Below are 24,865 nucleotides of genomic sequence, written 5' to 3' on the forward strand. Positions count from 1 at the left end.
ATGCCCCATCAGGCGTTAACCGGGGCTTTCGAGCAGGCAGGCCACGGCGGCAGCGGTTGATTTGCCGGCGTCCATCGGCCAAAGGCCCGGCTATGTCGAGTGTCACGCCAGCCCCCGCAAATCCGCTCAGCTTCCAGGACATGATCCTGACGCTCCACGCGTTCTGGAGCAGGCACGGCTGCCTGATCCTGCAACCTTATGACATGCGCATGGGCGCGGGCACCTTCCACACCGCCACCACGCTGCGCGCGCTCGGCCCCGAACCGTGGAACGCCGCCTTCGTCCAGCCCAGCCGGCGGCCCACCGATGGCCGCTATGGCGAAAACCCCAACCGGCTCCAGCACTACTATCAGTACCAGGTGATCCTCAAGCCCAGCCCCGCCAACTTGCAGGAACTGTACCTGCAAAGCCTGGCCGCGATCGGCGTTGACCCGCTGCTCCACGACATCCGTTTCGTGGAAGACGACTGGGAATCGCCCACGCTCGGAGCATGGGGGCTAGGCTGGGAAGTGTGGTGCGACGGCATGGAAGTCACCCAGTTCACTTATTTCCAGCAGATGGGCGGGTTCGATTGCAAGCCGGTCGCGGGCGAACTGACGTACGGGCTCGAACGGCTCGCGATGTACATCCAGGGCGTCGACAGCGTCTATGATCTCGCGTTCAACGATCAAGGTGTCAGCTACGGCGACGTGTTCCTCGAAAACGAACGCCAGATGTCGAAGTGGAACTTCGAGGTGGCCGACACCGACAGCCTGTTCGAAGGCTTCCGTCGCGCCGAGGCCGAATGCAGGAACGCACTCGCGGCCAACGTCCCGATCGCCGCCTACGAACAGGCGATCGAGGCCAGCCACTTGTTCAACCTCCTGCAAGCGCGCGGCGTGATCAGCGTGCAGGAACGCGCCAGCTACATGGGCCGGGTGAGGGACCTCGCGCGCGGCAGTTGCGAAGCCTACATGGCCAAGAATGCCGAAGCCTGGGCCGCGAAATTCCCGGGGTGGAGCGCATGACCGACTTCCTGCTCGAACTGCGCAGCGAGGAAATTCCAGCCCGCATGCAAGCCGGCGCCCGCGCCGATCTCGAAAAACTGTTCCGCGCTGCGATGAAGGACGCTGGCGTCACCCACGGCGAAATCACGGTATGGTCCACCCCCCGCCGCCTCGCACTGATCGCGCGCGATTTGCCCGATGGCACCCAAGCCATCCGCGAGGAGACCAAAGGCCCCAAAACCGCCGCCCCCGCGCAAGCGCTCGAAGGCTTCCTCCGCAAAACCGGCCTGACGCTGGACCAATTGACCGAACGCGACGGCGTGTGGTTCGCCGTCACCGAAAAGCCCGGCCGTGCCACCATCGATGTGGTCGCCGAAGCCATTCCCGCGATCGTCCGCGCCTTCCCCTGGCCCAAGTCGATGCGCTGGGGTGCCACGTCGATCAGCACCGAAAGCCCCAAGTGGGTGCGCCCGCTTTCGGGGGTCGTCGCGATTTTTGGCACGACGCTCGTGCCGTGTGAAATCGCCGGGATCGCCTCGCAATACGCAACCCTCGGCCACCGCTTCCACCACCCTGACGCAATCACGATCGGCGGCGCGAACGACTATGAAGCCAAGCTCAATGCCGCGCACGTCATCGTCGATCACACCGTGCGGCAGGACCTGATCCGCGAAAAAGCGAAAGCCGCTGCCGCGGCCGCCGGCCTTGTGCTTGTCGAGGACGAAGGCCTGGTGATCGAAAACGCCGGCCTCACCGAATGGCCGGTGCCCCTGCTGGGCCGTTTCGATCCCGCATTCCTTGAGGTTCCGCCTGAGGTTATCCAGCTAACCGCCCGCACCAACCAGAAATATTTCATCTGCCAAAGTGCAGACGGCAAGCTTGTCAACGCCTTCATCTGCACCGCCAACATCGCTGCCAGCGACGACGGTGTGGCCATCATCGACGGCAACCGCAAAGTGCTCGCCGCGCGTCTCTCGGACGCCCGCTTCTTCTGGGAACAGGACCGCAAGAAGCCGCTGTCCGAACACGCGCAGAAACTCGACCGGATCACCTTCCACGAAAAGCTTGGAACCGTCGCCGACAAGGTCGAACGCGTAGCAAAACTGGCCCGCTGGCTGGTGGAAGAGCGCATCATAACCAGCGCCCTCGCGAAGGCGGGGGCCTCAGGCCTTAGCGCGCAGCCGCCCGAGGTCCCCGCCTTCGCGGGGACGCAGGAAGAACTCGCCAACCACGCTGAACTCGCCGCGCGGCTGTGCAAGGCCGATCTCGTCACCGAGATGGTCGGAGAATTCCCCGAACTCCAAGGCCTTATGGGCGGATATTACGCCAGCGCCGAAGGTTTGCCAGACGCCGTGGCCGATGCGATCCGCGATCACTACAAGCCGGTCGGCCAGGGTGACAAAGTCCCCACCGCGCCGGTGACGGTGGCGGTGTGCCTGGCGGACAAGCTGGATACGCTGGCCGGTTTCTTTCTGGCAGACCTGTTGCCGACCGGTTCCAAGGATCCGTTCGCTCTGCGCAGGGCTGCAATCGGAATTATCGAAACTTTGACAGCCAACAATATTCGGCTTGGCCTGATTGATCCGATTTACATGTCGCACGCCAGCCTGGCGGGCCGCTTGAATGGTTACGAATGGCGCCAGCGGTTCGAGAATTTGGTCGAGGCAAGGATCGCCGCGGGTGATCCTATGTCGGAGATCGAGCACACGAAGACATTCGAGGAATTCATCGAACGCGCCCGATCGCCCGAGGAAACGGCAAAATTCGGTGCACGATCAAATGCATCCTTCAAGAAGCTCATCAGTTTCTTCGCCGATCGCCTCAAAGTCCAGCAACGCGAAGCCGGCGTCCGCCACGACCTGATCGACGCGGTCTTCGCGCTTGGCGGCGAGGACGATCTCGTCCGCCTGCTCGCGCGCGTCCACGCGCTCCAGGCGTTCATCGGCACCGAGGACGGCGCCAACCTGCTCGCCGGCTACAAGCGAGCGGCCAATATCCTCAAGAAGGAAGCCTTCGTAACCGCCGGAAACGCGCCGATTTCGCTGTCCTACATGGCCGAACCCGCAGAAAAGGCGCTGGTCGATTCGCTGGCCGAGGCCGGCCCCCGCGCCACCACTGCGGTCGAGGCGGAAGACTTCGCCGGCGCCATGGCCGCGCTCGCCACCTTGCGCGGCCCGATCGACGCGTTCTTTGACAGCGTGACCGTCAACGATCCCGCACCGGAAAAGCGCCTGAGCCGCCTCGCGCTGCTCGACTCTTTCCGTGCTGCGGTGCACAAAGTGGCCGATTTTTCGAAGATCGAGGGCTAGGGAACCCAAGTCCCAGGACACCGTCACTTGCGTCAACATGTCACCTTTTGCAGGTGACCACGACCGCGAACCAGTTGGAGTATTAAGGTGGAACAGCAGGTCTACGTTTTCGGCGGCGGCGTCAATTCGACCGATCCCCGCTCGCGCGACAAGACCGTGGTCGGCGGCAAGGGCGCCAACCTGGCCGAAATGGCCGGGATCGGCCTGCCGGTGCCGCCGGGATTCTCGATCACCACCGAGACTTGCACCGCCTACAACGCTGCGAACAAGACCTTCGATGACGCCTTGCGCGCCGATGTGGCCGGAGGGCTGAAGCACATCGAAGTGGCCACCGGCCGTGTGTTCGGTGATGCGACCAATCCGCTGCTGGTCTCGGTCCGCTCGGGAGCCCGCGTTTCGATGCCGGGCATGATGGACACTGTGCTGAACCTCGGCCTCAACGATGCGACCGTTGAAGGACTGGCCACCGGTTCGGGCGACGCGCGCTTCGCATGGGACAGCTACCGCCGTTTCATCCAGATGTATTCGGACGTGGTGCTGGGCATGGACCACCACTTGTTCGAAGATGCCTTGGAAATCATCAAGGAAGACAACGGTTTCTACAACGATGTCGAGATGGGTTCTGAAAACTGGCAGAAGCTCGTCGGCGAATACAAGGACATCGTGGCTGACAAGCTTGGCCGTCCGTTCCCGCAAGATGTCCACGAACAATTGTGGGGCGCGATCGGCGCGGTGTTTGATTCGTGGGAAGGCGAACGCGCCAAAGTTTACCGCCGGCTCAACGACATACCGGCCTCATGGGGCACCGCGGTCAATGTCCAGGCGATGGTGTTCGGCAACATGGGCGACACGTCTGCCACCGGCGTCGCCTTCACCCGCGATCCGGCGACCGGCGAGCGGGCCTATTACGGCGAATGGCTGGTCAACGCGCAAGGCGAAGACGTGGTCGCCGGCATCCGCACGCCGCAGTATCTGACCAAGGCTTCGCGCGAACGCGCCGGAGCCAAGCCGCTGTCGATGGAAGAAGCGATGCCAGAGGCTTACGGCGAACTGGCGCGCGTGTTCGACCTGCTCGAAGCCCACTACAAGGACATGCAGGACATCGAATTCACGGTGGAACGCGGGCATTTGTGGATGCTCCAGACCCGCTCGGGCAAGCGCACCGCGAAGGCCGCGCTCAAGATGGCGGTCGACATGACGGGTGAGGGGTTGATCGACGAGGCCACCGCGATTCTGCGCGTCGATCCGATGGCGCTCGACCAGTTGCTCCACCCCACGCTCGACCCCAAGGCGCCGCGCGATGTGCTGACGCGCGGGCTGCCGGCCTCGCCCGGCGCGGCCTCGGGCGCTATCGTGTTCGATGCCGATACCGCGGAAAAGCTGGCCGAACGCGGCGATGCGGTCATCCTGGTGCGGGTCGAGACTTCGCCGGAGGACATCCACGGCATGCACGCTGCACGCGGCGTGCTGACCGCGCGTGGCGGCATGACCAGCCACGCGGCGGTTGTGGCGCGCGGGATGGGACGGCCTTGCGTTTCGGGCGCTTCGGCGCTTTCGATCGATATGGCCAGCCGCACTCTGCGCATCGGCAACCGCACGATGGCCGAGGGCGAGGTTATCACGCTCGATGGCGCATCGGGCGAAGTGATGGCGGGCAAGGTGGCGATGGTCGAACCCGAACTGGTGGGTGATTTCGCGGTGCTGATGAGTTGGGCCGATCGGCATCGCCGCATGAAAGTGCGCGCGAATGCTGAGACCCCCGCCGACGCGGCGGTGGCACGCCAGTTCGGTGCCGAAGGGATCGGCTTGTGCCGCACCGAGCACATGTTCTTCGATGCCGCTCGGATTTCCGCGGTTCGGCAGATGATCCTGGCCGAGGACGAGGCGGGGCGGCGCAAGGCGCTGGCCAAGCTGCTGCCCGAGCAGCGCGCTGATTTCGTGGCGCTGCTCGAAGTGATGGCAGGGCTGCCCGTTACGATCCGCCTGCTCGATCCGCCGCTCCATGAATTTCTGCCGACGGCCGATGCCGACTTCGCCGATCTGGCCGAAGTGACGGGCCTCGGTGTCGATCACCTCAAGCGCCGCGCGGGGGAATTGCATGAATTCAACCCGATGCTGGGCCATCGCGGCTGCCGTCTGGGCATCACGTTCCCCGAAATCTACGAGATGCAGGCGCGCGCGATCTTCGAGGCCTCGTGCGAAGTTGCGGTTAAGGCACGCGCCGAGGGCAAGACTCCGCCAATCCCCGAGATCATGATCCCGCTTGTGGCCACCAGGCGCGAATTGGAGATTCTGAAGGCGCTGGTCGATCGCGTGGCCGGGCAGGTTTTCGCCGAACGCGGCGACTCTGTCGAGTATCTGGTCGGCACCATGATCGAACTACCACGCGCCGCGCTGATGGCAGGCGAGATCGCGCAAGAGGCAGCGTTCTTCTCGTTCGGCACCAATGACTTGACGCAAACAACTCTGGGCGTTTCGAGGGACGATGCAGCGCGGTTTCTCGGGCCATACGTCGAACAGGGCATCTATCCACGCGATCCGTTCGTCAGCCTCGATGTCGACGGCGTGGGCCAACTGGTCGAAATCGCGGTCGAACGGGGGCGCAAGACCCGGCCCGCAATCAAGCTCGGCATCTGCGGCGAGCACGGCGGCGATCCCGCCTCGATCGCATTCTGTGAAGCAACCGGTCTCGATTACGTATCAGCCTCACCCTACCGCGTGCCGATCGCAAGGCTGGCTGCCGCGCAGGCGGCGCTTTCGGCAAAACGTTAGCGGCGCCAGCCACTTAGCGTAAGAATCTCGAAACGTTCGGTAGTCCGCCCTTCGCTGCCGGCGCGGGCAAAGGCGTTTCGCGCGGCGGTAAGTGCGGCTTTGCCCAGCGGCGGTCCGGACCTGGCGAGGACATTTCCCAGCCCTTGCGCGCGCAAATCCGCCACGAGGCTGTCGAGCGAAGCGAACCGCACTGTAATCGTGCGCGTGTCGATCACGGGATCGGCAAAACCACAGCGCTGTAGCAATTGACCGCCCGCGCGGACGTCGACTTGTGGATGGACGCGCGGGGCGGGCCGCTCGCCATCTGCGTCGAACATCACGCCGCGCAGCGTTTCAAGGCTGCCGGCACCCGGAAAACTGGCGATCATCAGCCCGCCGGGCGCGAGCGCATTTCGCAAGTGGATCAGTGCGCCGGGCAAATCATTGACGGTGTCGAGCGTGCCGAGGCTGGCGATGAAATCGAAGCCGGTTTCCGGGTAGGGCTGTTCCTCGTCGATCGGCTCGACCGCGCCGCCAAGCGGGTCGCGCTCGATCACGGCTGCGCCTTGTGCCGTTAGCGATGGGGCCAGTGTGCGAGTCCAGTCCCCGATCACCAGTACGCGCCGAGGTTCGTGGCGCAGGAACGCCAGCCGATCGATCACATCGTCGACCATATCCTCATGGAGATAGCGCGGCGCCCCCGGCAAGGCCTGGAGGCGGTGGGCGCGGGCCCGCGCCGCAAGACGGCGCGACGGGGAAAAGATCACGGGTGTGCTGGCCATCGCATTGGCCTGCCCTTGTGGAGGGTAAATGCCAAGCCTCTTGCCAGCGCAATCGCGCAATGGGATCACCTTGGAGTATGGCGACACAGGCTCCAGCGGGCAATCAGGCTTTGGCACGGGTTGCCCGGCAACTTGCGCCCCTGGTTGATCTTGTCTTTCCGCCACGATGCCCGCTGTGCGGCGGCGCGCTGGCACGGCAGGATGGTTTGTGCGGGGTGTGCTGGTCCACGCTGGTCATCCCGGGGGAGCCCGCGTGCAGCCTTTGCCAGCGCCCGCTGACCGATCCGCTCGCGCTGGCGGAGGCGGCGGAAACGGGCCTGGTTTGCGCGCCGTGCATGGCTGAACCGCCACGCCATGCCGGGGTGCACGCCGCAACGCTTTACACCGACCCCTCGCGGCGATTGGTGCTGTCGCTCAAGCACGGGCGGCACCTGGCGCTGGCCGATCTGCTCGCGCGGTTGATGGTCGCGCGCATTCCGCCGCTCGAAGGCCAGTGGCTGGTGGTGCCCGTGCCGCTTCACCGCTGGCGGTTGTGGAGCCGGGGATTCAACCAGTCGGCCGAACTTGCACGTCGGATCGCGCGCGCTCGCGGATTTCCGTTGCTGGTCGATGGCTTGTTGCGGCGCAAGCGCACGCCGTCGCTGGGCGGGCTCGACAAGCGCCAGCGCGCCGAAGTTCTGAACGGCGCGATCACGGCGGCGCCCTCGCGGCAGGCAGCTTTGAAGGGCGCGAATGTGCTGCTGGTCGACGATGTGCTGACCAGTGGGGCCACCAGCGATGCTTGCGTCAGGGCATTGCACAAGGCAGGCGCCGGGCAAGTCCGCATCGCGTGCTTTGCGCGGGTGCTGGACGAAGCGATCGACACTGCGCGCGATCGGCAGTCGCGGGAAAAAGCCGGTTCAGCGAAGACAGTCGAACTTTCGGCGTGAAACGAAAACGCCCGAGGCGAAGCCCCGGGCGCAGTCGTGACGAAACTCTGAACATGTACCCCTTGCTTCGGGGCCGATCGCGTGCCGCTTTGCGACTTTACGGATCCACGTCTATCTCTGCCGGAAGGCTCTCGCTTCAGCCGTTATCCCTCACGACCGGCGGATACCATTCCATGTGTCCCTGAACTTTGGCGCGATGCGCCGCCTTGCGGCGGTCCAGACTTGGCGGTTCCCTCAAGCCGCAGCTTGTATTTGACCGATGCACGGGGCGGTGGGAAGGCATTTGGCCCAGCCGGGCGGATTTTGGTTGCCCTATGTGGTTATCGTGCAACAAATCGGCATTCGCCATGCGAAGACCTTCGAACGCACTCTCGTGAAAGGTTTTTCCCATCCCGATTCTCCCTACTGTGCCCTTGCAGGATGAAACCGCCCGCCGCGAGTTGGGCAGCGAATTCCTGCCGCGATTCGATGCGGCTGGGCTGATTACCGCGGTCGCGATCGATGCCGTTTCGGGCCGGCTGCTGATGCTGGCGCATATGGATGCCGAGGCTCTCGCCACGACTCGCGAAACCGGCCTTGCGCACTTTCATTCGCGGTCTCGCGGGCGCTTGTGGATGAAGGGTGAAAGTTCGGGCCATGTCCTGCGTGTGATCGAGATTCGCGTGGATTGCGATCAGGACGCGATCGAACTGCGAGTCGATGCGGCGGGCCCCGCGTGCCACACGCTCGCAACAAGTTGTTTCTACAGAAGACTAACCGCGGCGGGCACACTCGAACGGGTTGATGATTGACGTTTACGTAAAGGTAAGGTAGGCAAACGGGTATGGCCGCAACCGTAGTCGCTGCGGGCCGCACCAGGCCCAAAACCCCCGCTCCCAGAAGCACCGCCGCGGGACGCATTGCGTCGTCCGAAAGCTCGGCACCTCTCGATAGCGGTGACCCCAGCCGCCGCCAGTACACGATCTCGGAAGTGTCTAGCGAATTCGGCGTCACCGCCCGCGCGTTGCGGTTCTATGAGGACGAGGGGCTGATTTCACCCACCCGGATCGGATTGGCCCGGTTCTATTCGAAGCGCGATCGGGCGCGGCTGGCCTGGATCAAGCGCGCCAAGAATGTCGGGTTCAGCCTCGGTGAAATCCGCGACATGATCGACCTGTACGATCTGGGCGATGGTCGGGTCGAACAGCGCCGCGTCACCATCGCCAAATGCCAGGAACGCGTGACGCAACTGAAGCGTCAACAGGCCGACATCAAGGCCACAGTCGACGAATTGTCGTCGTTTATCAAGCTGCTCGTGGCCCGCGAACGCGACGAAGGCCGCGATTCCGAATTCCCGTCAGAGGACTGATTTCATGCCCACCTACAAAGCACCCACCCGCGACACCAGGTTCGTCGTGAACGAACTGCTCCGCCTTGAAAGCTACGGCAACCTGCCGGGGTTCGAGAGCGCCTCGATCGATCTGACCGACGCGGTGATCGAGGAAGCTGGCAAGTTCACCACCGAAGTGCTCGCCCCGCTGAACCAGAGCGGCGATGCCGAAGGTTGCACGCGCCACGCCGATGGCAGCGTCACCACGCCGGCCGGCTTCAAGGCGGCGTTCAAGCAGTTCCGTAACGGCCAGTGGGCGTCGCTTTCAGGCCCGGTCGAATTCGGCGGGCAGGGCTTGCCGCACGTCATCGGCTTCGTGATGGAAGAATACATCGCCAGCGCCAACATGGCCTTCGGCATGTATCCGGGGCTGACCACCGGCGCAGTTTCGGCGATTCTGGCGAAGGGCTCGCCCGAACAGCAGCAGCTTTACGCGCCCAGGATGATCTCGTCGCAGTGGCTCGGCACGATGAACCTGACCGAACCGCACGCCGGGACCGATCTCGGCATGATCCGCACGCGCGCGGTGCCGCAGGCCGATGGGTCTTACGCGATCACCGGCACCAAGATCTTCATTTCGGCGGGCGAGCATGACCTGACCGAGAACATCATCCACCTTGTCCTGGCCAAGACCCCCGATGCGCCCGACAGCACCAGGGGCATCTCGCTGTTCATCGTGCCCAAGGTCCTGGTCGATACCGATGGATCGCTGGGCGCGCGCAACGCGGTCTCTTGCGCCTCGATCGAGCACAAGATGGGCATCCACGGCAACGCCACTTGCGTGCTCAACTATGATGACGCCAAGGGCTTCATCGTTGGCGAGGAAAACAAGGGCCTTGCGGCGATGTTCATCATGATGAACGCGGCGCGGCTGGGCGTGGGTATCCAGGGTCTGGCCCAAGCGGAAAACGCGTACCAGAACGCGGTGCTCTACGCCAAGGAGCGGCGCCAGGGCCGCGCGCTGACCGGGCCGGTCGAACCCGCCGAAAAGGCCGATCCGCTGTTCGTCCACCCCGATGTGCGGCGTATGCTGATGGATGCCAAGGCCTTCACCGAAGGCATGCGCGCGCTGTGTTCATGGGGCGCGCTGCAAGTCGATCTCACGCACAAAGCCGCGACCGAGGCCGATCGCCAGATGGCCGATGACCTCATCAGCCTGCTTACCCCGGTGATCAAGGGTTACGGCACCGACATGGGCTACCAGACCGCCACGAACATGCAGCAGATCTGGGGCGGGCATGGCTATATCGTCGATTCGGGGATGGAGCAGTTCGTGCGCGATGCGCGGATCACGATGATCTACGAAGGCGCCAACGGCGTGCAGGCGATGGACTTGGTCGGGCGCAAGCTTGCGCTCAATGGCGGGCGTGCGGTGCAGGCGCTGTTCGCTTTGCTCGATGCCGAATGTGCCCAAGGTGCCAATGATCCCGCAGTGAAGGACGTGGCCGATCGGCTGGCCAAGGCCACCGGCGAACTCAAGGCCGCGACGATGTGGTTCCTGACCAACGGCATGGCCGATCGCAACGCCGTGGGTGCCGGGGCTTATGCTTACATGACGCTGATGGGTGTGGTTGCGATCGGGCTGATGTGGCTGCGCATGGCCAGAGTCGCTTCCGCCGCACTGGCAGCCGGCTCCGGCGACAAGGCGTTCTACGAAGCCAAGCTCATCACCGCGCGGCATTTTGCGCAGCGCTCGCTGCCCCAAGCCGGCGCGCTGCGGCGCGAGATCGAGGCGGGCGCCGAAACCGTGATGGGGCTGCCGATCGAGGCATTCGAAGCAGCCTGATTGGAGCGCGCCGCCGGAACGTTATCGATTGCTCGTGCGTACTACGCCGCACGCGCGTGGTGTTCATGCGGGGCGGCAGGGGCAATCGGTTGGTACGACAGAACACGGTTCGCGTGGGTAGTGTTTGTGCTCTGGCTTTTCTGGCCGTGCTGGGCGGCTGCGCGCGGCACGGGAAGGTCGAACCGCCGCCGCACGCGCACGACAAGATCGTCGCCCCCCGGCAGACCTCGATTATCGCGGTGCCGCTCGATGCCGATATTTCCGTGCTCGACACCGCGCTCGAACGCGCGATTCCCAAGCAATTATGGGCGATCGACCAGCATTTGGACACATGCGTCGAGCCGCAGAAGGTGAAGATCTTCGGCGCCAAGCTGGCGATCACGCCCAAGCTGGCCTGCACCGTCACCGGCCAGGTGACGCGCGGAACATTGCGGCTGCGCGGGGAGGGTGAGGACATTCTCGTCGATGTCCCGATCGAGGCCGCGATTGCCGCGCGCAACGTGGGAGGTGTGTTGAGCAAGACCGCCACCGGCACCGCGATGGCCCACGCGCGCATCCGCATCGACTTGTCGAATGACTGGACCCCGCGCGCCACGATCAAGCTGGCCTATGACTGGAAGCAGCCGCCCGGCATCGACTTGTTCGGCAACCGCGTGACCTTCACCGACAAGGTGGATGAAAAACTGGCGCCGATCGTGCGTGGGCTGGAGCGCGACTTGCCGAAGGAACTGTCGAAGATCGCCTTGCGCGCGAAAGTCGAGGCGGCATGGCGGCAGAGCTTCACCGCGCTGATGCTCAACGATTCCAACCCGCAAGTGTGGATGCGGGTCACGCCGCAGCGGATCAATTACGGCGGTTATGTGATCAAGGGCCGCACGCTCCAGCTCAAGCTGGGGATGGAGGCGCTGACCGAAACCTTCGTCGGCCCGCGCCCCGCCGACCCCGCGCCCACCCCGTTGCCGCCAGCGTCACGTTTGCGCGAAACAGGCAAGTTGCGGATGTTCGTGCCGGTGATTGCCGATTATGCGCAGCTCGAACCGGTGATCCTCAAGGCGCTGACCAAGCGCGCGGCCCGCCCGATCGAGGTGCCAGGGCTGGGACCGGTCGATGCGCGGTTCGAGAAGATCACCGCTTACGGCACCGATGGCGGCCGGATCGCGCTGGGGATCACGCTGGCGGCCAGGGAACGGTCGGGCACCATAGGCGAAACGCGCGGGCTGGTATGGCTGACCGCGCTGCCGGTCAACACGCCGGGCACGCAAGTGGTGCGGTTCGAGAACCTGATCGTGACCGGCGCGACCGACAGCATCAGCGGTGATCTGCTGCTGCGGCTGGTCAATGCGCCGGGCGTGGGCGACACCGTGGCGCAATCACTGACGCAGAACTTCGCGGGCGACATGAATGACCTGCTGCGCAAGATCCGCCTGGCAATCGTCGACAACCGGCAGGGTGATTTCCTGATCCATGCACAGGTCGATTCGCTGCAGAATGGCGCGTTGAAGGCCGCGGGCGAGGGGCTGTATCTACCGGTTTGGGCAACAGGAGAGGCGCGGGTCGAGTATCGTCCGGCGCGCGGGGCCGCCCTCTTGCACTGATCAAGCTGCACTGATCGGCGGTTTAGCCCAGCACTTCGTCGAGCAGTGCATGCATCGCCGCCCAGCTTTGCCGATCGGCGCTGGCATCATAGAACACCGCGCCGGTCGCGGGCGACGGGTTCGGATTAGTGAAGCCGTGGGGCACGCCACTGTAGCTGTGGAAATGCCAATTGGCGCCCACCGCGTCCATCTCCTCCCAGAACCGCGTGACGTGATCGCGTGGCACCAGCGCATCGGCATCGCCGTGGCACACGAGGACGCGCGCGCGGATCGGCCGATCGTCGGGTCGGGCGGTTTCGAGCAACCCGTGGAAGCTTGCCACCATCGCGAGATCGGCATCGTTGCGCGCCAGTTCGAGTACCGCCTGTCCGCCCAGGCAGAAGCCGATCGCGGCCTGTCTGACACCCGGTGCCAAACTATCGAGCGCGGAGAGGGCGGCCGCGAGCCTGCCGCGATAGACGGCGGTATCGGCGCGCAAGGCCGTGGCAAGAACGCCCGATTGCGCGAAATCGGCCGGCATCTCGCCGTAGAAATCGGCGATGAAGGCGAGATAGCCGCGCTCGGCCAGCGCCAGCGCCTTGGCCTCCACCGCCGGCGTTACGTTCATGATCGTCGGATAGACCGCCACGGCCGCTCGCGGCTGACCGGCCGGCCGGGCCAGCCACCCGGTCAGCGCTGTATCGCCATCGCGGTAATCGACCCTTTCGAGCGCGCTCATTCGGGCAGGAAGTCCGGCACCGAAAGGTAGCGCTCGCCGGTGTCGTAGTTGAAGCCGAGCACGCGCGACCCTGCGGGCAGGTCCTTCAATTTCTGCGCGATCGCCGCAAGCGTGGCGCCCGAACTTATGCCGACCAGCATGCCTTCCTCGCGCGCGGAGCGACGTGCCATTTCCTTGGCATTGCCGGCATCGACGGGAATCGCGCCGTCGATCGCCTTGGTGTGCAGGTTGCCCGGGATGAACCCGGCGCCAATCCCCTGGATCGGGTGCGGCGCGGGCTGGCCGCCCGAGATCACCGGCGAAAGCGCGGGTTCGACCGCGTAGGCCTTCATCGCGGGCCAGGTCTTCTTGAGTTCCTCGGCGCACCCGGTCAGGTGGCCGCCGGTGCCGACGCCGGTGATCAGCACATCGATCGGCGAATCGGCGAAGTCCTTGAGGATTTCCTGCGCGGTGGTGCGCGCGTGGACCGCGATGTTGGCCGGGTTCTCGAACTGCTGTGGCATCCACGAACCGGGATTTTCGTCGATGATCGCCTGCGCCCGTTCGAGCGCGCCCTTCATGCCCTTTTCGCGCGGAGTCAGGTCGAACGTCGCGCCATAAGCCAGCATCAGCCGACGCCGTTCGACCGACATCGAATCGGGCATGACCAGAACCAGCGTGTAGCCCTTGACCGCGGCCGCCATCGCCAGGCCGATCCCGGTGTTGCCGCTGGTCGGCTCGACGATCATGCCGCCCGGCTTGAGGTGGCCGTCTGCTTCGGCCGCCTCGATCATGGCCAGGCCGATACGGTCCTTGATCGAACCACCGGGGTTGGAGCGTTCGGACTTGATCCACACCTCATGGTCCGGAAACATCCGCGCCACGCGCACGTGCGGGGTGTTGCCGATGGTTTCGAGAATGCTGTTGGCCTTCATGACACGGGCTCCTTTGCTGGCTCGAATGCGTGATTGTCTTGGGGTGGGCTGTCTCGATATTGCGGAGCGAAGTTACGCGCCCGCTTCAGTTCCGGGAAAATCACCGCCCAGATCGCGGTAATCACTATGGCCCCGACGCCGCCGAATACAACCGCCCCGGTCGATCCGAGCAGAGCGGCAAGCCCGCCCGATTCCATCTCGCCCAGTTCGTTCGAGGCGGAGATCGCCAGTCCTGAGACCGACGAGACCCGCCCACGCATCATATCGGGCGTGTTGAGTTGCACCAGCGTGCTGCGGATGAACACCGAGACCATGTCTGCCGCCCCCAGCACGCCGAGCATCGCCAGCGATAGCCCATAATTGCGCGAAATGCCGAACACCACCGTGGCCAAACCGAACACGACCACCGCCCACAGCATCTTCGCGCCCACTTCACGCTCGATCGGGCGGATTGCCAGGATGACGGCAACCAGCGCCGCACCCAAGGCCGGCGCTGCGCGCAGTGTACCAAGGCCTTCGGGTCCGACATGAAGGATATCGCGCGCATAGACCGGCAGCAATGCGGTCGCGCCTCCCAGCAAGACCGCGAACAGATCGAGCGTGATGCAACCGAGCAGGAAGCGTTCGTTGCGCACGAATTTTAGCCCGTCGACCATTTGCCGCAGCGGGTGGATGTGCCTCGAGAGTTCCGGGCGCTTCATCAGCGGCAGCGCAAGGATCCCAAGTGCCGAAGCGATCAGCAGCACCGCGGCCAGTCCATAAGGCAGCGAAGGGCTGAAAGCGTAAATCAAGCCACCTGCCGCCGGTCCGATCACGCTGGCCGATTGCCAGGCCATGCTGTTGATCGCGATCGCGCGCGGCAGCAGCGCCGGCGGCACGAGATTGGGCGCAATCGAACCGAGTGCGGGTCCACTGAACACCCGCGCAATGCCGTGCAACGCCGCCAGGGTGAACAGCAAGGGCAAGGTCAGCCAATGGAACGCGGTTGCAACGCACAGCGCCACAGCAACCAGCATGTCGGTAAGGTTGGAGGCGGCACCCACGCACCGCCGGTCGAAGCGGTCAGCCGCCCAGCCGGCCACTGGGGTCAGCACCAGCAACGGCACGAACTGCACCAGCCCGAGCAAGCCGAGCTGGAACGCGGCATGGTCGCGAGTCATGTGGTACGATGCGCGCGCGACGTCGTATGTCTGCCAGCCGATCACCACCACCATCGCGGTTGTGGCGAAAACGGCCGCAAACCGCGCGGCCCAGAACAGCCGGTAGGCGGGTATGGCCAGCGGGCTGGTGGGTATTGCGGCGGTTGTCGAATTAATCGGGGCAGACTGGTTCACGATGCCGCGATGACACCCGCTACCGCGCTTGCCAAGAAAGCATTTCTAAACGGCGATATCGGTTCAGCGCCCGGGGCGTTCGCGCGGGACAAGGCTCTTGACCATCTTCACCAGATCGTCGGTGCGGATCACGCGTTCGAACTGGAAGCCGGCGCGGTCCTTGTCGCCCCACACCAGGAAGGCTTCGATACGCCCGATCTGCGGCAGCCGGATGGTCACCCGTTCGCCCTTCCCGAGTTCGGGAATACCGCTTGCCATGAACCCGGTGGAAGACACGTTGGTGATCGAAAACATCAGGTCGCCAAGCGCGCGGTGCTCCGCAATCACGGGCAACTGCACGGTATAGCGTGTGGCCCTCCGCAAATCGGTGACCGATAGCTGCGCTCCACCTGACATTGTGGCTCCCTTTTGCCCCTCCCCGTTGAGATCAGGGTTATCGCGGCAAAAGCACAACATTCGGTAAAGGGGAGCAGTCAGCCTCCGGCAATCCGCCGCACGATGCCATGCTTCTTCTTGCCGGACGAAACGCGCACTTCGTTGCCGCCAAGCACGATCCGATAGCCTTCATCGGCCACCGCCTCGCCATCGACCCGCGCCCCGCCGCCGGAAATCAGCCGTTTGGCATCGCCCCGGCTGGCTGCGAATTTCAGACCGACCAGTGCATCGATCAAGCCGATATCGCCTTCAGCGCAGTCCAGTACCGGCAGCGATTCGCCTATTCCACCGCCGGCAAACGTGGCGGCAGCGGTCGCCTCGGCGGCTGTTGCTGACTCCACACCCCGAACGAGCGTGGTTACCGCGTTGGCAAGTGCAACCTTGGCCGCGTTGATTTCGCTGCCGTCGAGCGCTTCCAGGCGCGCGATTTCGTCGAGCGGCAGATCCGTGAAAAGCCGTAGGAACCGGCCCACATCGCGATCATCGGCGTTGCGCCAGTATTGCCAGAAATCATAGGCCGGCAATTGGTCCTCGTTGAGCCATACCGCGCCCGCCGCGGTCTTGCCCATCTTGGCGCCGTCGGCGGTGGTCAGGAGCGGAGTGGTGAGGCCATAGACTTCGGTTCCGTCCATCCGTCGGGTCAACTCGATGCCGTTTACGATATTGCCCCACTGGTCCGATCCGCCCATCTGCAAGCGGCAGCCGACCCGGCTGGCCAGTTCGCGGAAATCGTAAGCCTGGAGGATCATGTAGTTGAATTCGAGGAAGGTCAGCGGCTGTTCGCGTTCCAGCCGCAGCTTGACCGAATCGAACGTCAGCATCCGGTTGATGGTGAAATGCGGGCCGACATCGCGCAGCAGTTCGACGTAGCCGAGTTGCGAAAGCCACTCGTCGTTGTCGACCATCACCGCGTCGGTCGGGCCGTCACCGAACACCAGCAGCCGTTCGAACACTGTGCGGATCGAGGCGATGTTGGCCTGGATGCCCTCTGCGGTCAGCATCTTGCGGCTTTCGTCCTTGCCCGAAGGATCGCCGACCTTGGTGGTGCCGCCGCCCATTACCACGATCGGCTTGTGCCCGGCCTGCTGCAACCGGCGCAGCATCATGATCTGCACCAGGCTGCCGACGTGGAGCGATGGCGCGGTCGCATCGAAGCCGATATAGCCCGGCACCACCTGCTTCAGCGTCAGCGCATCGAGCGCACCGGCATCGGTCAACTGATGGATGTAGCCCCGCTCGTCGAGCAGGCGCAGCAGGGGGGACTGGAATTGGGTCATGGCAGCCTTCGTTTTCGAGTGGCGCGCCTAGCATGAAAGAGCGATGCTTGGAAACGTACAGCCTGGTCTGCCATCCCGATACGCCGGCGAACACGGTCACGGAGATTGAGGTCTCCGTGGAGCGAACCATAAGCGGGCTGTGGTTGCGGTTTCATGCCGAACTGGTGTTGGAACGGGTGGTGCTGCCTAGTCCGGCCGGCGCGACCCGCGCCGATGGCTTATGGACGACGACGTGCTTCGAGGCGTTTCTGAGGCCGGACGGTGGCAGCCGATATATGGAGCTGAACTTCTCACCATCCTCGCAATGGGCCGCTTACGATTTTACGGGGTATCGTGAAGGCATGGCACCGGCCGAACTCCAAACCGCGCCAACGATAGGGGAGGATGCCAGCGACGGGCATTTTGCGCTCGAAGCCGACATAGTCCCGCTGCCAGCGAGGGTGGGCAGCAAAGTGCAACTCGCGCTCTCCGCCGTGATCGAGGAGACCGACGGCACCAAATCCTACTGGGCGCTGGCCCACCCGCCCGGCAAGCCCGATTTCCACGCCGAGGCTTGCTTCGCGGCCACTCTTGCGGCAACCCCCGCCGCATGAAATTCGGCATCGATCGCCTGCTGGCGGACCCTGATCTGCGCAAGCCGCTTGCGGGCAAGCGCGTGGCGTTGGTGGCGCATCCGGCTTCCGTCACCGAGAACCTTGTACATTCGCTTGATGCGCTGGCGGCTTGTCCCGATATCCGCTTGTCCGCCGCGTTCGGCCCGCAGCATGGGCTCAAGGGCGACAAGCAGGACAACATGGTCGAAACCCCCGACGACGTCGATCCGCGCTATGGCATCCCGGTGTTCAGCCTCTACGGCGAAGTGCGCCGGCCCAGCGGGCAAATGATGTCGAGTGCCGACGTTTTCCTGTTCGACCTCCAGGATCTCGGCTGCCGCATCTATACCTTCGTCACCACGCTGCTTTATCTGCTCGAAGCCGCACATGGGACAGGCAAGGCGGTGTGGGTCCTCGATCGGCCCAACCCGGCGGGCCGTCCGGTCGAGGGCACCACCCTGCTGCCCGGCTGGGAAAGCTTCGTCGGCGCAGGACCCATGCCGATGCGCCACGGGCTGACTTTGGGCGAAATGGGCCACTGGTTCGTCCAGCACTTCAAGCTCGATGTCGATTACCGCGTGATCGCGATGGAAGGCTGGCAGCCCGAGGCTGGGCCGGGCTTCGGCTGGCCGCAGGATCGCGTGTGGATCAACCCCAGCCCCAACGCCGCGAACGTCAATATGGCGCGCGCCTACGCCGGCACGGTGATGATCGAGGGCGCCACGCTGAGCGAGGGCAGGGGCACCACGCGCCCGCTCGAAGTGCTGTTCGGCGCGCCCGATCTGGCGGCGGGTGATGTGCTCGCTGAAATGCGGCGGTTCGAGTGCGAATGGCTGGCAGGCTGCGCGATCCGCGAATGCGCGTTCGAGCCGACCTTCCACAAGCACGCGCACAAATTGTGTTCGGGGCTGATGATCCACGCCGAGCAGGGCTTCTACGATCACGCCGCCTTCCGGCCGTGGCGGTTGCAGGCGCTGGCGTTCAAGGCGATCCGCCGGCTCCAACCCGACTACGATCTGTGGCGCGATTTTCCTTACGAGTACGTGTTCGACAAGCTGGCGATCGACGTGATCAATGGCGGTCCAGCCTTGCGTGAATGGGTGGATAATGCTGGGTCCGAGCCGGGCGATCTCGAGGCTGAAGCATCGCGCGACGAGGCTGCTTGGCGCGAATCCATCGCGCCGTTGCTGCTGTACTAGCCGATTGCCGTCAGCACGGTGGTATCGCCCAACAGCACCGACGTCATCGACAGTGCGCCGTCGACCGTGTCGTTGAACAGCCCGACCTGGTCACCAGGCAGCCGCGCGCCCGCGGTGTAGAGCAGCGGCAGGTAGTGCTCCGCGCTGTTGACTGCCTTGGCGGCGTCGCCGTCGTCGTCCGGGAACGTGATCAGCGCGGCATCGTCGCCGGCCAGCAACGCCGCATTGATGCGACTGCGAAAACGGGCGGCCCAGTCGGGCACGGTGCCGATTGCGGCGCGCCACAAAGCGAGATTGTGCACCACGTTGCCGCTGCCGACCAGCAACACGCCGTCTTCGCGCAGCGGCGCGAGCAAGCGCGCGGTGGCCAGGTGCTGCTCGGGCGACATCGCGCGATCGAGGCTCATCGCCACCACCGGAATATCGGCTGCGGGGAACATCGGTAGCAGCGTGCCCCAGGTGCCGTGATCGAAGCCCCAACTTGAATCACGCTCGACTCGGTCCTTACCCAGCAATGCTTCGATCCGATCGACCAACTCGGACGAGCCCGGCGCCGGATAGCGCATCGCGTAAAGCTCTGGCGGAAACCCGCGGAAATCGTGGATGGTGCGCGGGTGCGCGTCAGCGGTGAGATGAATTCTACCCTGCGTTTCCCAGTGCGCCGAGACGCACAGGATCGCGCGCGGACGCGGCAGAACCTTGCCCAGCGCCTCGAACGCATGCCGTTCACGATTGTCGGTAATCATCGTCATCGGCGAACCGTGGCCGAGGAACAGCGCGGGCATGCGGGCGGGGGAGGGGCTGGTCATACGCAGAAGATGGGGCGCCGGTTGCCAGTGTCCAAACGAAGCAATTCTTCGCGCGCGCCAAGCCCGGCGCTCAGCCCGGCTTGGTGGGCCGCTTGCGGGCGGGGCCTTGCGCGTCGGTGGGTTCGGGCACCCAACCGTTATGCGCGCTAGCGGGGGTCAGCACGCGGCAGCCGTTGATCCGGCGGTCCACTGCCAGCAGCAGCATTGCGCCCGGTTCGCCGCCGGTTGGCGCGGAATGCGCATCGGCATGGGCGAAGCTGAGCGGTGGGCGGCAGGGCATACGGCTGGCGGCTTCTCCCGATGCAGCCAAAGCCGGCAAGGCCTTCCCGGCAAATCCGGCGGCGATCGCAATGGACAGGACCCGGCGCATCGCATGTCTCCTTCCACTGCGGATGTTACCACCGCAACGGCTGGGCGTCGACCGGAGGCCGACGATCAATGCTTCTTGCGCGTCAACTCGCGCATCGCATCGTCCAGCCCGCCCAGCGTGAGCGGGAACATCGATCCGCCGATCACGTCCTTGATCGCCTTGGTCGATTGCGAATAGTTCCACTGCTTTTCGGGCACAGGGTTGAGCCACACGGTCGCAGGGTAAATGTGCTGCACCCGATCGAGCCACACTGCGCCCGATTCCTCGTTGAAATGCTCGACCGAACCGCCCGGATGCGTGATCTCGTACGGGCTCATCGCCGCATCGCCGACGAACACCACCTTGTAGTCGTGCCCGTACTTGTGGAGGATGTCCCAGGTCGGCGTGCGTTCGGACCAGCGGCGGCGGTTGTCCTTCCACACGCTTTCGTACAAACAGTTGTGGAAATAGAAAAATTCCAGGTTCTTGAACTCGGTGGTGGCGGCGCTGAACAGTTCCTCGACCAGCTTGATGAACGGGTCCATCGAACCACCCACGTCGAGGAACAGCAGCAACTTGACCGCATTTCGCCGTTCGGCGCGCATGTGGATGTCGAGCCAGCCCTGCTTGGCGGTGCCGCTGATCGTCGCATCGAGATCCAGCTCATCCGCCACGCCCTCGCGCGCGAACTTGCGCAACCGCCGCAGCGCGATCTTGATGTTGCGCGTGCCCAGTTCGCGGGTGTTGTCGAGGTTGGCGAACTCGCGCTTTTCCCAGACTTTCAGCGCCCGGCCGTGCTTGGCCTCGCCGCCGATGCGCACGCCTTCGGGGTTGTAACCCGAATTGCCGTAAGGCGACGTGCCCCCGGTGCCGACCCACTTGTTGCCGCCCTGGTGGCGCTTTTCCTGTTCTTCCAGACGCTTCTTGAGCGTCTCCATGATCTCGTCCCACGATCCGAGCGCCTTGATCGCCTCCATCTCCTCAGGGCTGAGGAACTTCTCGGCGATGGCCTTAAGCCACTCCTCGGGGATATCGACCGGCTTCTGGCCATAGTCGGTGAGCAGCCCCTTGAAGACCTTGTTGAACACCTGGTCGAACCGGTCGAGCAGCCCTTCGTCCTTCACGAACGTGGCGCGGCTGAGGTAGTAAAACGCCTCGGGAGTCTGCTCGATCACGTCCTTTTCCAGCGCTTCGAGCAGCACCAGGTGCTCCTTGAAGCTGGCCGGAATGCCGGCGGCGCGCAATTCGTCGACGAAATTGAAGAACATGCCGGCCTCGTTCGCTATTTGCTCGATCGTTGTTTAACCGTCCGACTAAGTCCAACCGCGCGCGGGAGCAAGCGCGCGTTTCAGGGTTTGCCCTGCGGCGGTGGCGGCTGCGCTTCGAACCGTTCCAGCGCGGGGTCGATCGCGGCCCAGGGTGGCGCCTCGCTCGTCCAGATTGCGGCTTGCGGGGAAAGGCCGTGGCCCGGCGCCAGGAATCCTAGCCGAAAGGTGCGGAATTGCGGACGAGCGTTGGTTTGCGCCATCACGGGGGTTCCGCAAGCAGCGCAAAACGAATGCGTCAGCACGTTGCCGCTGGCCGCAGTATAGCTGTGCGTTGCCGGCGTGCCGGTCATGGTTACGGCTTCGGTGGCGAAAATCGCGTTGTTGGTTGCCGCGCCGCCCGCGACTTGCTGGCACTGGCGACACCAGCACTGGCGCACTGCAACCGGTTCGCCTGCGACCGCCGCACGAATGGCGCCGCACTGGCATTGCCCCGAATAGCTCATTGCCGTGTTCTCCAGACGTGTAAATTGTAGCATGCGGATGGCCTGGCGGGAATTGCGCCGCCAACCTGCCCCGAAAACGCTACAAGCATCTGTGCCAAATTGTGCCAGGTGGCCACCCGATTCATGGGTTGGAGGCGATCGATTGCGCGGTTAAGTAGTTAACTGACGTCGTTAACCGCTGGTGCCCTATTCGCAGGCTTGTTCCGCTTTTTACAGGATCGTTCGTGCTGGCGGGCTTTGCGCTTGCGGCCTGGATGACGCTCGATGGCGCGGCGCGCTCGCCCGAATCTGCCCGGCCGCTGGCCCTGGCCGCTGCCATGTCTGCAACCGCCCCTGCCAAGCCGGCCGCCTTGCCCGATCCCCAGCCACCGGCGGTCGAGCAGGTCCTGCGCTCGGGCGTGCTGATCGTGATCAGCAAGGGTTCGCAACGGATGCACGTGTTCAAGGACGGTGAGCCCTGGGCCGAAACCCCGGTATCGACCGGCCGGCGCGGGCATGTGACGCCGTCGGGGGTGTTCCCGATCCTGCAAAAGCAGGTGTGGCACCGCTCCAACAAGTACAGCAACGCGCCGATGCCCTACATGCAGCGCCTGACCTGGACCGGGATCGCGATGCATGCCGGCCGGCTGCCGGGTTATGCTGCCTCGCACGGTTGCATTCGCTTGCCTTACGCCTTTGCCCGCCAGCTTTACGCGCTGACCCGGGCGAGCGCGACGACGGTTGTGATCGCCAACGGGCCGATCGCATCGCACGATGATGCGCGGGAGTTCGCGCTGGCGATCAAAGATCCGCGCGCGCTGGATGGCGGGCGCTTGGCGGCCGAAGAGCCGGCGTTGCCGATCGCTCGGCCTGCCGCTGCGGGCCCGTCCCAGACAATCCAGCTTGCCGCAGCATCGACACCCGCAGAAGCCGACGCGCATTGGGCGCGATTGCTGGGCGCGCGCCCCGAACTCGCGCGGTTCCAGAAGGCGGTTATTCCCGCGCTGGTGAGTGGCCGGCGCGTTTACCGCTTGCGCGTGTCCGCGCCCGATGCGCGCGCCGCGTGCTTGCAATTGAAAAGCGCGGGCATCGACTGCTTCAACGTTATCTAGCTTGCGTCAGCCTTTGGCGGGCGCGGCGGGCAAGCCCTTGGCATGACGCGGCAACGCGGGGTCCATCGGCGCCCACGACGGTGCGCTTTCGGCCCAGATCACCGCGCTGGGCGGGCAGATCTCGGGATCGTCGAGCGTGCCCGCGCGCACGCGCATCGGCTGTGCCGGGCCGATCACGGTCTTGCTGTAAAGTTGCGCGCCGCAGGTGGGGCAGAAGCCACGCTCGACCGTATTGCCGCTGTCGGCCACCATCGAAAATCTACTGATCGGCCCGGTGTAAGCCACCGACTCGGCCGAAAACAGCACGTTGACGGTGGCCGAACCGCTCGCGATCCGCTGGCAATCGCGGCACCAGCACATCCGCGCACCGAGCGGTTCGCCCTGCGCCTCGAAGCGCACCTGGCCGCACAGACAACCGCCGGAGTGGCTCATGGCGCGCTCAGTTCCCTGGACGGCGCGCCATGAAGGCCAGCTTTTCGAACAGCATCACGTCCTGTTCGTTCTTGAGCAACGCGCCGTGCAGCGGCGGGATCGCCTTGGTGGGGTCGCGGTTCTGCAGCACGTCGAGCGGCATGTCCTCGTTCAGCAGCAGCTTGAGCCAGTCGAGCAGTTCGGAGGTCGATGGCTTCTTCTTCAACCCCGGAACCTCGCGGATTTCGTAGAACACTTCCATCGCCTTGTTCACCAGCGTCTTCTGGATGCCGGGGAAGTGGACGTCGATGATCGCCTGCATCGTCGTGCGGTCGGGGAACTTGATGTAGTGGAAGAAGCAGCGGCGCAGGAATGCGTCGGGCAGTTCCTTTTCGTTGTTCGAGGTGATCACCACGATCGGGCGTTCGCGCGCCTCGATCCGCTCGTGCGTTTCATAGACGTCGAAGCTCATCCGATCGAGTTCCTGGAGCAGGTCGTTCGGGAACTCGATGTCGGCCTTGTCGATCTCGTCGATCAGCAGCACCGGCAGCTTGGGCGCGGTGAACGCCTCCCACAGCTTGCCCTTGCGGATGTAGTTCGAAATATCGTGGACGCGTTCGTCGCCCAACTGGCCATCGCGCAGGCGCGCAACCGCGTCGTATTCGTACAGCCCCTGCTGCGCCTTGGTGGTCGACTTGACGTTCCATTCGATCAGCGGTGCACCCACCGCCTTGGCGATTTCATGCGCCAGCACGGTCTTGCCCGTGCCCGGCTCACCCTTCACCAGCAACGGCCGGCGCAGCAGCACCGCGGCGTTGACGGCGACCTTCAAGTCCTCGGTCGCGACGTAATCGCGGGTGCCTTCAAAGCGCTGGGTAGGGGTCAACATCGGCGATCGTCCTGTCGTTTAAGCAATCGGTTAAAGTGGATAGGTGCGGCGCGCGCCGTAGGCAAGTGCGGATTTCGGACAGCGCAGCGCCACGCGCAAACCTTGGCGCTGAATGAACGTTTGTCCATATTCCGCGCAGAACAGCGGTTGTAAGCTGCGGTTCAGCCGGAATCCTTGAAATCGCTTGGCATCCGGCTTGGGCCTGCGTTAGCGTGCACAAGTCCCGGGAGGGAATGTGACCGGACCGGTCGCATAGTCGAGGAAGGACACCTTATGAAAAAACTGATGCTGATCATCGCCGCTCTGGCTCTGCCTGTCGCCGCGCACGCCGCGCCTTGCAAGGACGCCAAGGGCAAGTTCATCAAGTGCCCGCCCGCCGCCGCCGCGCCTGCCGCCAAGCCGGCGATGGCTGCCAAGCCCGCAATGGCCGCCGCCGCCAAGCCCGCGACCGCGCCCGCCAAGGCTGCCGCAAAGCGCTGCCGCGATGCCAAGGGCCGCTTCATGAAGTGCGCCAAGTAAGCTGACCGTATTCTCGCGGGCCCCGGCTCGCGGCGAGAAAGGCCCCGCG

The 24,865-nt window shown here is 64.5% G+C and carries 24 protein-coding genes; 12 read left to right on the forward strand and 12 right to left on the reverse strand.

The window, feature by feature from the left end; all coding sequences use genetic code 11:
• The first annotated feature begins 92 nt into the window (after positions 1–92).
• The 3 genes from Q0R16_RS12920 to ppdK all read left to right on the forward strand — a co-directional run bounded on the left by Q0R16_RS12920 (position 93) and on the right by ppdK (position 6,067).
• Positions 93–1,007 (forward strand): glycine--tRNA ligase subunit alpha, encoded by a 915-nt coding sequence (locus Q0R16_RS12920; RefSeq protein ID WP_295636641.1) that lies wholly within the window; start codon positions 93–95, stop codon positions 1,005–1,007.
• A complete protein-coding gene (gene glyS / locus Q0R16_RS12925) occupies positions 1,004–3,295 on the forward strand; it encodes a glycine--tRNA ligase subunit beta (protein ID WP_295636644.1) in 2,292 nt (763 codons plus the stop codon). The genes Q0R16_RS12920 and glyS overlap by 4 nt, the downstream gene beginning before the upstream one ends.
• 87 nt (positions 3,296–3,382) lie before the next feature.
• Complete coding sequence (gene ppdK / locus Q0R16_RS12930; protein WP_295636647.1) at positions 3,383–6,067, forward strand: pyruvate, phosphate dikinase; 2,685 nt, start codon at positions 3,383–3,385, stop codon at positions 6,065–6,067.
• Here ppdK and Q0R16_RS12935 read toward each other — a convergent pair.
• Entirely contained in the window at positions 6,064–6,828 is a 765-nt protein-coding gene (locus Q0R16_RS12935; protein WP_295636650.1) for a methyltransferase domain-containing protein, read from the reverse strand. The genes ppdK and Q0R16_RS12935 overlap by 4 nt on opposite strands.
• Positions 6,829–6,905: 77 nt before the next feature.
• Here Q0R16_RS12935 and Q0R16_RS12940 point away from each other — a divergent pair, with 77 nt between their 5' ends.
• The 5 genes from Q0R16_RS12940 to Q0R16_RS12960 all read left to right on the forward strand — a co-directional run bounded on the left by Q0R16_RS12940 (position 6,906) and on the right by Q0R16_RS12960 (position 12,507).
• On the forward strand, positions 6,906–7,757 hold the full coding sequence (locus Q0R16_RS12940; protein ID WP_295636653.1) for a ComF family protein: 852 nt from the start codon (positions 6,906–6,908) through the stop codon (positions 7,755–7,757).
• Between the two features lie 413 nt (positions 7,758–8,170).
• Complete coding sequence (gene hisI / locus Q0R16_RS12945) at positions 8,171–8,548, forward strand: phosphoribosyl-AMP cyclohydrolase (protein ID WP_295636656.1); 378 nt, start codon at positions 8,171–8,173, stop codon at positions 8,546–8,548.
• Between the two features lie 32 nt (positions 8,549–8,580).
• On the forward strand, positions 8,581–9,105 hold the full coding sequence (locus tag Q0R16_RS12950; protein ID WP_295636660.1) for a MerR family DNA-binding transcriptional regulator: 525 nt from the start codon (positions 8,581–8,583) through the stop codon (positions 9,103–9,105).
• Positions 9,106–9,109: 4 nt separating this feature from the next.
• Positions 9,110–10,912 carry an acyl-CoA dehydrogenase C-terminal domain-containing protein gene (locus Q0R16_RS12955; RefSeq protein WP_295636662.1) on the forward strand — a complete coding sequence of 601 codons (1,803 nt, stop codon included), beginning with the start codon at positions 9,110–9,112 and terminating at the stop codon, positions 10,910–10,912.
• An 89-nt stretch (positions 10,913–11,001) separates the two neighbouring features.
• Positions 11,002–12,507 carry a DUF4403 family protein gene (locus Q0R16_RS12960; RefSeq protein ID WP_295636665.1) on the forward strand — a complete coding sequence of 502 codons (1,506 nt, stop codon included), beginning with the start codon at positions 11,002–11,004 and terminating at the stop codon, positions 12,505–12,507.
• Between the two features lie 22 nt (positions 12,508–12,529).
• Here the strand turns inward: Q0R16_RS12960 and Q0R16_RS12965 are convergent, their stop codons facing one another.
• The 5 genes from Q0R16_RS12965 to tyrS form a co-directional block, all read right to left on the reverse strand.
• Positions 12,530–13,225, reverse strand: coding sequence for a dienelactone hydrolase family protein (locus Q0R16_RS12965; protein WP_295636668.1), 696 nt, complete (start codon positions 13,223–13,225; stop codon positions 12,530–12,532).
• Positions 13,222–14,139: a cysteine synthase A gene (gene cysK, locus Q0R16_RS12970; RefSeq protein WP_295636671.1), complete on the reverse strand. Its 918-nt coding sequence runs from the start codon at positions 14,137–14,139 to the stop codon at positions 13,222–13,224. Before cysK ends, Q0R16_RS12965 begins: the two co-directional genes overlap by 4 nt.
• Positions 14,136–15,473 (reverse strand): MFS transporter, encoded by a 1,338-nt coding sequence (locus Q0R16_RS12975; protein WP_295636674.1) that lies wholly within the window; start codon positions 15,471–15,473, stop codon positions 14,136–14,138. Before Q0R16_RS12975 ends, cysK begins: the two co-directional genes overlap by 4 nt.
• 63 nt (positions 15,474–15,536) lie before the next feature.
• On the reverse strand, positions 15,537–15,869 hold the full coding sequence (locus tag Q0R16_RS12980; protein ID WP_295636677.1) for a PilZ domain-containing protein: 333 nt from the start codon (positions 15,867–15,869) through the stop codon (positions 15,537–15,539).
• A gap of 77 nt (positions 15,870–15,946) precedes the next feature.
• Positions 15,947–17,185, reverse strand: a complete 1,239-nt coding sequence (gene tyrS, locus Q0R16_RS12985; protein ID WP_295636680.1) for a tyrosine--tRNA ligase — start codon at positions 17,183–17,185, stop codon at positions 15,947–15,949.
• A gap of 47 nt (positions 17,186–17,232) precedes the next feature.
• Between tyrS and Q0R16_RS12990 the strand changes: the two genes are divergently transcribed.
• Together Q0R16_RS12990 and Q0R16_RS12995 are read left to right on the forward strand one after the other, a co-directional pair.
• Positions 17,233–17,778 carry a DOMON-like domain-containing protein gene (locus Q0R16_RS12990; protein WP_295636683.1) on the forward strand — a complete coding sequence of 182 codons (546 nt, stop codon included), beginning with the start codon at positions 17,233–17,235 and terminating at the stop codon, positions 17,776–17,778.
• Positions 17,775–18,977 carry a DUF1343 domain-containing protein gene (locus Q0R16_RS12995; RefSeq protein WP_295636686.1) on the forward strand — a complete coding sequence of 401 codons (1,203 nt, stop codon included), beginning with the start codon at positions 17,775–17,777 and terminating at the stop codon, positions 18,975–18,977. The genes Q0R16_RS12990 and Q0R16_RS12995 overlap by 4 nt, the downstream gene beginning before the upstream one ends.
• Here Q0R16_RS12995 and ygiD read toward each other — a convergent pair.
• From ygiD to Q0R16_RS13015, 4 genes are all read right to left on the reverse strand, one after another.
• Positions 18,974–19,786 (reverse strand): 4,5-DOPA dioxygenase extradiol, encoded by an 813-nt coding sequence (gene ygiD / locus Q0R16_RS13000; protein WP_295636687.1) that lies wholly within the window; start codon positions 19,784–19,786, stop codon positions 18,974–18,976. The two genes, Q0R16_RS12995 and ygiD, sit on opposite strands and share 4 nt — an antisense overlap.
• A gap of 70 nt (positions 19,787–19,856) precedes the next feature.
• A complete protein-coding gene (locus Q0R16_RS13005) occupies positions 19,857–20,156 on the reverse strand; it encodes a hypothetical protein (protein ID WP_295636690.1) in 300 nt (99 codons plus the stop codon).
• A gap of 65 nt (positions 20,157–20,221) precedes the next feature.
• Positions 20,222–21,403, reverse strand: coding sequence for a VWA domain-containing protein (locus Q0R16_RS13010; RefSeq protein WP_295636693.1), 1,182 nt, complete (start codon positions 21,401–21,403; stop codon positions 20,222–20,224).
• Positions 21,404–21,483: 80 nt separating this feature from the next.
• Complete coding sequence (locus Q0R16_RS13015) at positions 21,484–21,939, reverse strand: GFA family protein (protein WP_295636695.1); 456 nt, start codon at positions 21,937–21,939, stop codon at positions 21,484–21,486.
• 191 nt (positions 21,940–22,130) lie between these two features.
• On the opposite strand from Q0R16_RS13015, the gene Q0R16_RS13020 reads away from it, so the two are divergent.
• Positions 22,131–22,997: a L,D-transpeptidase family protein gene (locus Q0R16_RS13020; protein WP_295636698.1), complete on the forward strand. Its 867-nt coding sequence runs from the start codon at positions 22,131–22,133 to the stop codon at positions 22,995–22,997.
• 6 nt (positions 22,998–23,003) lie between these two features.
• Here Q0R16_RS13020 and Q0R16_RS13025 read toward each other — a convergent pair whose 3' ends face one another.
• Positions 23,004–23,429, reverse strand: a complete 426-nt coding sequence (locus tag Q0R16_RS13025; protein WP_295636701.1) for a GFA family protein — start codon at positions 23,427–23,429, stop codon at positions 23,004–23,006.
• A 7-nt stretch (positions 23,430–23,436) separates the two neighbouring features.
• Positions 23,437–24,297, reverse strand: coding sequence for a MoxR family ATPase (locus tag Q0R16_RS13030; protein ID WP_295636704.1), 861 nt, complete (start codon positions 24,295–24,297; stop codon positions 23,437–23,439).
• Positions 24,298–24,570: 273 nt separating this feature from the next.
• Between Q0R16_RS13030 and Q0R16_RS13035 the strand changes: the two genes are divergently transcribed.
• Positions 24,571–24,816 carry a hypothetical protein gene (locus tag Q0R16_RS13035; RefSeq protein WP_295636707.1) on the forward strand — a complete coding sequence of 82 codons (246 nt, stop codon included), beginning with the start codon at positions 24,571–24,573 and terminating at the stop codon, positions 24,814–24,816.
• Positions 24,817–24,865 lie beyond the last annotated feature (49 nt).

Source organism: Novosphingobium sp., from assembly GCF_025351285.1.
In the GTDB taxonomy this organism is placed as follows: Bacteria; Pseudomonadota; Alphaproteobacteria; order Sphingomonadales; family Sphingomonadaceae; genus Novosphingobium.